General features: G+C 70.9%; 9 protein-coding genes. 5 read left to right on the forward strand and 4 right to left on the reverse strand.

The annotated features are described in order from the left end of the window. Positions 1–951: EF-P lysine aminoacylase EpmA (gene epmA / locus MFF54_RS27005; protein ID WP_238307271.1), on the reverse strand; the 951-nt coding region annotated here is incomplete at its 3' end. A gap of 142 nt (positions 952–1,093) precedes the next feature. Between epmA and efp the strand changes: the two genes are divergently transcribed. Then, a complete protein-coding gene (efp, locus tag MFF54_RS27010) occupies positions 1,094–1,660 on the forward strand; it encodes an elongation factor P (protein WP_238307272.1) in 567 nt (188 codons plus the stop codon). Between the two features lie 39 nt (positions 1,661–1,699). Here efp and MFF54_RS27015 read toward each other — a convergent pair whose 3' ends face one another. Next, positions 1,700–2,692 carry an acetyltransferase domain-containing protein gene (locus MFF54_RS27015; protein ID WP_238307273.1) on the reverse strand — a complete coding sequence of 331 codons (993 nt, stop codon included), beginning with the start codon at positions 2,690–2,692 and terminating at the stop codon, positions 1,700–1,702. 315 nt (positions 2,693–3,007) lie between these two features. Between MFF54_RS27015 and MFF54_RS27020 the strand changes: the two genes are divergently transcribed. The 3 genes from MFF54_RS27020 (at position 3,008) to MFF54_RS27030 (ending at position 4,665) form a co-directional block, all read left to right on the forward strand. Further along, positions 3,008–3,613, forward strand: coding sequence for a cold-shock protein (locus MFF54_RS27020; RefSeq protein ID WP_238307274.1), 606 nt, complete (start codon positions 3,008–3,010; stop codon positions 3,611–3,613). 65 nt (positions 3,614–3,678) lie between these two features. Then, the gene (locus MFF54_RS27025; protein WP_238307278.1) at positions 3,679–4,113 is read left to right on the forward strand and encodes a DUF192 domain-containing protein; all 435 of its coding nucleotides are present in this window, start codon (positions 3,679–3,681) and stop codon (positions 4,111–4,113) included. A gap of 162 nt (positions 4,114–4,275) precedes the next feature. Beyond that, positions 4,276–4,665, forward strand: a complete 390-nt coding sequence (locus tag MFF54_RS27030; RefSeq protein WP_238307275.1) for a hypothetical protein — start codon at positions 4,276–4,278, stop codon at positions 4,663–4,665. Between the two features lie 22 nt (positions 4,666–4,687). On the opposite strand, the gene MFF54_RS27035 is transcribed toward MFF54_RS27030, so the two are convergent. Beyond that, the gene (locus tag MFF54_RS27035; RefSeq protein ID WP_238307276.1) at positions 4,688–5,389 is read right to left on the reverse strand and encodes a glutathione S-transferase family protein; all 702 of its coding nucleotides are present in this window, start codon (positions 5,387–5,389) and stop codon (positions 4,688–4,690) included. Between the two features lie 165 nt (positions 5,390–5,554). Next, positions 5,555–6,469 (reverse strand): outer membrane protein, encoded by a 915-nt coding sequence (locus tag MFF54_RS27040; RefSeq protein ID WP_238307277.1) that lies wholly within the window; start codon positions 6,467–6,469, stop codon positions 5,555–5,557. A 345-nt stretch (positions 6,470–6,814) separates the two neighbouring features. Between MFF54_RS27040 and MFF54_RS27045 the strand changes: the two genes are divergently transcribed. Then, positions 6,815–7,208 (forward strand): GTP-binding protein (locus MFF54_RS27045; RefSeq protein WP_171015372.1); only part of this gene is annotated, 394 nt, incomplete at its 3' end.

Consider the following 7,208-nt stretch of genomic DNA (forward strand, 5'->3'; position numbering starts at 1 on the left):
GGAGGCGTCGGGCAGCGCGGAGAGGAAATCCTCGTCAACCGGATAGGTCTCGCCGTAGACCGCCTGCTTCACCGCCATCTCGGCCGCGAAGCGGCGGCGCTGCTCGTCTGGGTCAGTCAACTCGCCGAAGGCGTTCGCGAGCTCGACGCCGCAGCAATAGAGCTCGAACCGCTCGGCGACCCGCGGGTCGGCCGGGCTCGGGCGGGCGAGCGCCGCCTCGCTGATCGGGTACTCGCAGAGGATCGTCGGGCGGCCGAGGCCGAGTTCCGGCTCGACCTTCGCCACGAGGACGCGGCTGAAGAGGTCCGCCCAGGAATCGTCCGCCGCGACCCGCAGGCCAACCCGCGCCACGGCGGCCGCGAGGCCGTCGCGGTCGGTCTCGCCGCTCGGGGAGACCGTGGCGAGCAGATCGATGCCGGCATGGCGGTCGAAGGCTTCGGCGAGACTCAGGCGCTCGGGCTCGGCGAAGGGGTCGGCCGCGCGCCCGCGCCAGGTGAAGCGCGCCGCGCCGGCGACGTCCGCGGCGAGCCGCAGCAGGTCGGCGCAGTCTTGCATCAGCGTCCCGTAAGCCTCGCCCGCCCGGTACCATTCGAGCATGGTGAACTCGGGATGGTGGAGCGGGCCCCGCTCGCGGTTGCGGAAGACGCGGGCGAGGCTGAACAGGCGCGGCTCGCCCGCCGCCAGCAGCTTCTTGCAGGCGAATTCCGGCGAGGTGTGCAGGTAGAGGGGCGCGCGGCTCCCGTCCGCGCCCACGGCCTCCGTGGCGAAGGCCGAGAGATGCGCCTCGTTGCCGGGCGAGACCTGCAGGCAGGCGGTCTCGGCCTCCACGAAATCGCGCGCGGCGAAGTGGGCCCGCACGGCCGACGTGATCCGGTTTCGCAGGAGGAGCGCCGGGCGGCGGTCGGCGTGGCGCGCGGGCGCCCACCAGGGGGACTCGAGGGCTGTCGGCACGGTTCGGGCCCGGCGGCTGGCGATGCGGCGGCTGGCAAGCCGGCTGCGGATAGGATAGTGCCGGGGCCAGCCGTGGCCCCGGCGGGAGAACGCCCCGCGCTTGGCGCGCGCGTCCCGCCTTGTCAAATCTAGGACCAATCCCGTGAAGGTGATCGCCTCAACGCTCCGCAAGGGCAACGTCGTCGAGAAGGACGGCAAGCTCTACGTCATCCTCTTCGCCGAGAACATCCACCCCGGCAAGGGCACGCCGGTGACGCAGCTCGACATGCGCCGCATCACCGACGGCGTGAAGGTCTCGGAGCGCTACCGCACCACCGAGCAGGTCGAGCGCGCCTTCGTGGAGGACCGCGAGCACACCTTCCTGTACCAGGACGGCGAAGGGTTCCACTTCATGAACCCCGAGAACTACGAGCAGGTCGCGGTGCCCGAGGACGTGGTGGGCGACGCCGCCCCCTACCTACAGGAGGGCATGGCCGTGATGCTCTCGATCCACAACAGCACCCCGCTGACGATCGAGCTGCCCCAGCGCGTGGTGCTCGAGGTCGCCGAGACCGAGCCGGTGCTGAAGGGCCAGACCGCCTCCTCGTCCTACAAGCCCGCGACGCTCTCGAACGGCGTGCGCACCACCGTGCCGCCCCACATCGCCGCCGGCACCCGCGTGGTGGTGATGACCGCCGACGGCTCCTACGTCGAGCGCGCCAAGGACTGATCCGGGCCTCCCCCCGCGCCCGTTCGGGGCGCGGGGTCCTCAGGGCGCGCCCCGCGTGCCCTCCGCGGCCTCGTAGCAGGCCTGCGACAGCGCCTGCGCGCGCAGGCGCTCCGTGCCCGTGAAGGGCCGCTCTTGCGCCTGCCAGAGCCCGTCCCGGCGGAGCACCGATCCGGTGCAGCGGGCCGCGACCCGGCAGGCTTGAGCCTCGCCGCCGGTCCGCGTGCAGGTTGTCACGTACTCCGCGCGGAACGTCCGCTCGCCCGCCCGCGGATGTGGCCCGGTGAGCGCCGCGACCCCCGTCAGGATCCCGAGCAGCAGCGGCTGGTGCACGAGGTAGATCGCGAGGCTGTGCCGCCCCGCAAAGGCCGCCGCGCGCCCGATCCGCCCGACGGGCTGCCCCGCACCGAGGCCCGAGCGCGCGAGGCGCGGCAGGCCGAGGCGCCCCAGCACGATCCCCGCCAGCACGATGCCGAACCAGGGGAAGAGCGGCACGTAGTCGTTGGTGCGGGGGCTCGCGTGCCCGAGTCCGAGGAAGAACAGGGCCGGCGCGTCCAGGATCTCCGCCCGCACGAGATGCGGCGCGGCGACCACCAGAGCGGCCGCGAGCGCGGTGACCGGGACCGGCGCGAACAGGAACGGCAGACCCAGCAGGCTCGACACGGCGATGCAGTGCAGGATGCCGAAGAAGATGAAGCTGTCCGGGAAGGCGATCCACGTCGCCGCCGTGATCGCCAGCGCCGCGAGGGCGATCCGCGCGGCCCGCAGCAGCGTCGGGCGCGGGCGGATGCCGCTCCCGTTCATCAGCACCATGCCGACGCCCACCAGCAGCAGGAAGCTGCCCGCGATGAGGTGCGCCGCGACGCGCCCGCCCGGGCTCAGCGCCGCGTTCTCGGGCGTCAGCCTGAGGTAACCGAGATCCCAGGTCGCGTGGTAGGCCACCATCGCCGCCAACGCCGCGCCGCGGGCGAGATCGATGACCGCGAGGCGGTCGCGCGGGCGGGCAGGGGAGGGCGTGGGAGACGGCGTCTGCATGGCGCGGCCATAGCAACCCGGCGCCCGGTTTCGCACCCCGCACGCGTGCCGCGGCCTCTCGCAAAAACGTGAAACCGCCGGAATGCCTCGGCAGCGGGCGGGCGCCGGCTCCGCCGCCCGGACCAATTTTGCTCGCCGCCGCACCGGCCTGTCACGCGTCGGGCCGGCTCGGAACCGGATGTTGCAGCCCTGCCGATACGGCCAAGATTGCATCTCCGGCGGGCAGGCTGGCGGTCAAATGGGCTTCCGCGGAATCAGGACTTCGTTAATCTTGTGGGCGAACCGCGATGTGCGATTCGGTGTGGGTAGCGCGTGATGTCTGACGATTTCGGATTTGGGTCGGGGGACCCCAGGACCGTAGGCGACATCGAGGGTGCGAGCCGCCGCGAGGCACCCGAATCACCGCTCGACCTCGTCGAGGTTGCGGGGCGCATCAAGTGGTTCGACGTCGCCAAGGGCTTCGGCTTCATCGTGCCCGACGACGGCTCGCCGGACATCCTCCTGCACGTCACCTGCCTGCGCCGGGACGGCCACCAGACCGCCAACGAGGGCGCCCGCATCGTGGTCGAGGCGGTGGAGCGCCCGCGCGGCTGGCAGGCCTTCCGGGTCGTCTCGCTCGACGCGTCGAGCGCGCTGCACCCCTCCGAGTTGCCGATGCCGCGCACCCACGTCACGGTGGTGCCCACGAGCGGGCTGGAGCCGGCGGTGGTGAAGTGGTTCAACCGCCTGCGCGGCTTCGGCTTCGTCTCGCGCGGGGACGGCACGCCGGACATCTTCGTGCACATGGAGGTGCTGAGGCGCTACGGCATCGCCGAACTGAAGCCCGGCGAGACCGTGCTGGTGCGCTACGGCGACGGCTCGAAGGGAGCCATGGCCGCCGAAGTGCGGTTGATGGACGGCGCGCTCCCCGCCTCCCACTGAAGGGTCCCGTTCCCGTGCTGCGTATCCTCCGGGCGCTCGTCGCCTCAAGCCTGCCGCTCGCCGCGGTGGGGACCCTTCCGGCCGCCGTCCCGACCGTTCACGCCCAGGAAGCGGCCCGCACCGAGCCCCTGGCGATCGCGACCCGGGGCGGCCCGCAGCGCTTCGAGGTCGAGGTGATGCGCAACGACGCCGATCGCGCCCGCGGCCTGATGTTCCGGCGCAGCATGGCGCCGAATCACGGGATGCTCTTCGACTTCGAGCGGGTCGAGCCGGTCGCGATGTGGATGAAGAACACTTATCTGCCGCTCGACATGCTGTTCATCCGGCCGGACGGGACTGTGGCGCGCGTCGCCGCCGACACCGAGCCGCTCTCGACCCGGACCATCCTCTCGGGCGAGCCAGTGCTAGCCGTGCTCGAACTCAATGCCGGCACCGCCGCGCGGCTCGGGATCCGCGCCGGCGATCGGGTCGAGCATCCCCTGTTCCGCAAGGCACGCTGAGCGGGGTCCCGGCGTCATCCCGCCCGACGTGAACACAATAAGAACGAACGCTTGACCCCTGTCTCGTTCCGGGCCAGTGTTCCTTGAATGTTCCAGCCGATGCGCGGGCCCAAGACCCGCCGGGCTCGAAGGACAGGCAAGGACAGAGGCAGGGGAACCGCCATGAACGATGCCGGCGCGGCCGTGACGTTCCGCAACGACGACTGGTCGCTGTCCGAGGACGGATTGGAGCACGCGAGCGGCTACTTCATCGGCCGCTCGGTTCTCGGCGCCCGGCGGGAGGAGGGCCTGTGGGACTGGCCCCTGCAGATGGCCGAGAAGCGCTGGTGTCGGCCGAGCCTGTTCCGCGAGGCGTTCCTGGCGGCGCTCGACCGCTTCGGCCTGGAGCGCGACGCGGCGCTCGGCCGCTCCTTCGCCCTGGGCTTCGGCATCCGGGCCGGGCAGGGCGCCGCCGACGGGTTCGTGTCGCTCGCCGACCTGCTGCGCCCAACAACCCCGGCGGCGAGGCCCGCACCGGCCCGTCTACCCGTCCGCGTGGCGGTCAGCGCCTGAACCGGCGCCGCATCCCGCGGCGCTATCGCTTCGGCACAGCGAGTTCATCGAGGCCGCTGCCGCCGTCCGCGTAGGCCATGCGGAAGCTCTCCCGCGCCTTCCAGCGCTTCCAGAACGCGTCGATCTGTTCGAAGCGTTCGTCGAGCGGTGTCGCGTTCACCGGGAATTTCGAGAAGGCGATCGCCGTGCAGAGGGTGATGTCGGCAAATGTCGGCGCGTCGCCCCCGAGCAGCCAGGACCGGCCGTCGGCCAAGTGCCGGTCGACGAGCGCGGCGTGGGCCAGCGCCTCCTTGCGGCAATGCTCGCCCCATTGCGGATTGCTCGTCAGTTCCAGCTTCGGCCCGAGCCCCTGGTGCATCACGTGGAACATCGTGGTGATCCGGTAGAGGATGTGGACCCAGATTCGGCTGTCCCACATCGCGTCGAGCCCCTGCGCCAGCGCGTCGGCGCCGGTGATGCGACGCCCGTCGAACGCCGCGTCGAGATAGCGCACGATGCCGGTGGTCTCGGCGAGATAGCTCCCGTCCGCGAGCTGCAGGGTCGGAGTCTCGCCCCAGGGATTCATCTTCAGATGCGGCCATTGCCGCTGCTGGCCGCCCGGCGCCATGTCGTAGATCACCTCGTCGACGCGGCCCGCGATGCCCTTCTCGTAGAGGAAGAGCCGTACACGCTGCGGATTCGGGAAGGCGGAGGGCGAGGTGAAGAGGCGCAGGCGCTCGGTCATCAAGGGGGTCGGGCTCCGGATCGCGCGGCTCATGTCACCGCCGCCGCGAGATAGGGCGCCCGCCAGCCCGGTCAGCAGGGCGGCCCGCAACGCGAAGGGCGGGCGTCGTTGCCGACGCCCGCCCTCGACCCATCGTACCGACCGGCGATATGTCGCCGGTGGAGATCAGTAGCTGCCGAACTTGTAGTTGAAGCCGGCGCGGATCAGCTGGCCCTCGGTGTTGAAGCGCGAGGTATAGGAGCCGTTGGCGGTCGGCACGAACTGGGCGCCAGTGGCCGGGTTGATGCTGCTGACCAGCACGTTGCGGCTGCCGAGATCGTAGCGCAGGTACTCGGCCTTCAGGGTCACGTCGGCCTTGAGACCGAGGTAGCGCCCGACGCTGAAGAAGTTCAGGAACGAATCGGTCGGGATCGCCCACTCGACACCGCCGCCGTAGACGTAGCCGGTCTCGAGGTCGTCGTAGCGGCCCGCATAGGCCAGCGGGAAGCCGGCGGCCGCGTTGTTCGAGCGGAATTGCGCGTCGTAGAAGACGTTGCCGTAGGCGAAGCCGCCGGTCCCGTACACGAGGAAGCGGTCGAAGGCGTAGCCGACGCGGCCGGTGACGGTGCCGAGCCAGTCGAGGCTCTGGCGGTAGGTGCTCACGTCGTTCAGGCCGCTGACGAAGGAACGGCCGCGGGTCAGGTCCGTCCAGGTCCAGGAGGCCTCGACGCCGACGACGAAGCCCGAGCCCGGCGTGAACTGGTAGTTGTAGCCGATGCCGCCGCCGATCTTGCCGATCTTGTCGGTCTCGGTGCTGAACGAGGCCGGACGGCGGCCGCCGGCGACGTTGCCGACCGTGCTGGTGAAGTTCGGCGCGAGCAGCGGGCCGGCGCCCGGACCGTCGTTGCCGCGGGTGATGATGTTGCCGTTCTCGGTGATGCCGTACGAGGTGTGCGTACCGGCGTAGAAGCCCGTCCAGGTGAAGACCGGCACCGGCGTGAAGACCGGCGGCGGCTCGGCGCGGCGGGGCAGATCGGCGGCGCTGGCGGCGCCCGCGACGAGGGCCGAGGCGGCGCTCGCGAGGAGGAGCTTCTTCATCATGGGCGAAGGCCTGAAAGTTGGGTGATCGCTGAAACCACAGGTATAGCGGCCGCCTAAGCTTCACTATGCCCGCGGCGCCACACTGCTGGAAAACCGCTCAGCTTCCGTCCGAATTGATTTAGCCTTGGGGAGGCCTTCGGGAGCCCTAGGGGCGCGGCGTTTCTGCCGGCGCCGGGCCTTCGCGCCGCGGCAGCCCTTGATCAAAGGACGGCTTCCCTCTAAGCGATCCGCGCTTTTCGCCCGGCCCCAGGCTCGCGCGGGCGGCGACGACCGGCGCGTGCGCGACGGTCGCCAGAACCGGCGCTCCGGGCGCCGCGGCCCTTACTCGGTAGGATTCAGGAAGCGATGGGCAAGGAAAAGTTCAGCCGTACGAAGCCGCACTGCAACATCGGCACGATCGGCCACGTGGATCACGGGAAGACCTCGCTGACGGCGGCGATCACGAAGGTTCTGGCGGAGTCGGGCGGCGCGACGTTCACGGCCTACGACCAGATCGACAAGGCCCCCGAGGAGAAGGCGCGCGGCATCACGATCTCGACCGCGCACGTCGAGTACGAGACGACCAACCGCCACTACGCCCACGTGGATTGCCCCGGCCACGCCGACTACGTGAAGAACATGATCACGGGCGCCGCCCAGATGGACGGCGCGATCCTGGTGGTGTCGGCCGCCGACGGCCCGATGCCGCAGACCCGCGAGCACATCCTGCTCGCCCGCCAGGTCGGCGTGCCGGCGCTGG

Source organism: Methylobacterium gregans, from assembly GCF_022179245.1.
Classification (GTDB): Bacteria; Pseudomonadota; Alphaproteobacteria; order Rhizobiales; family Beijerinckiaceae; genus Methylobacterium; species Methylobacterium gregans.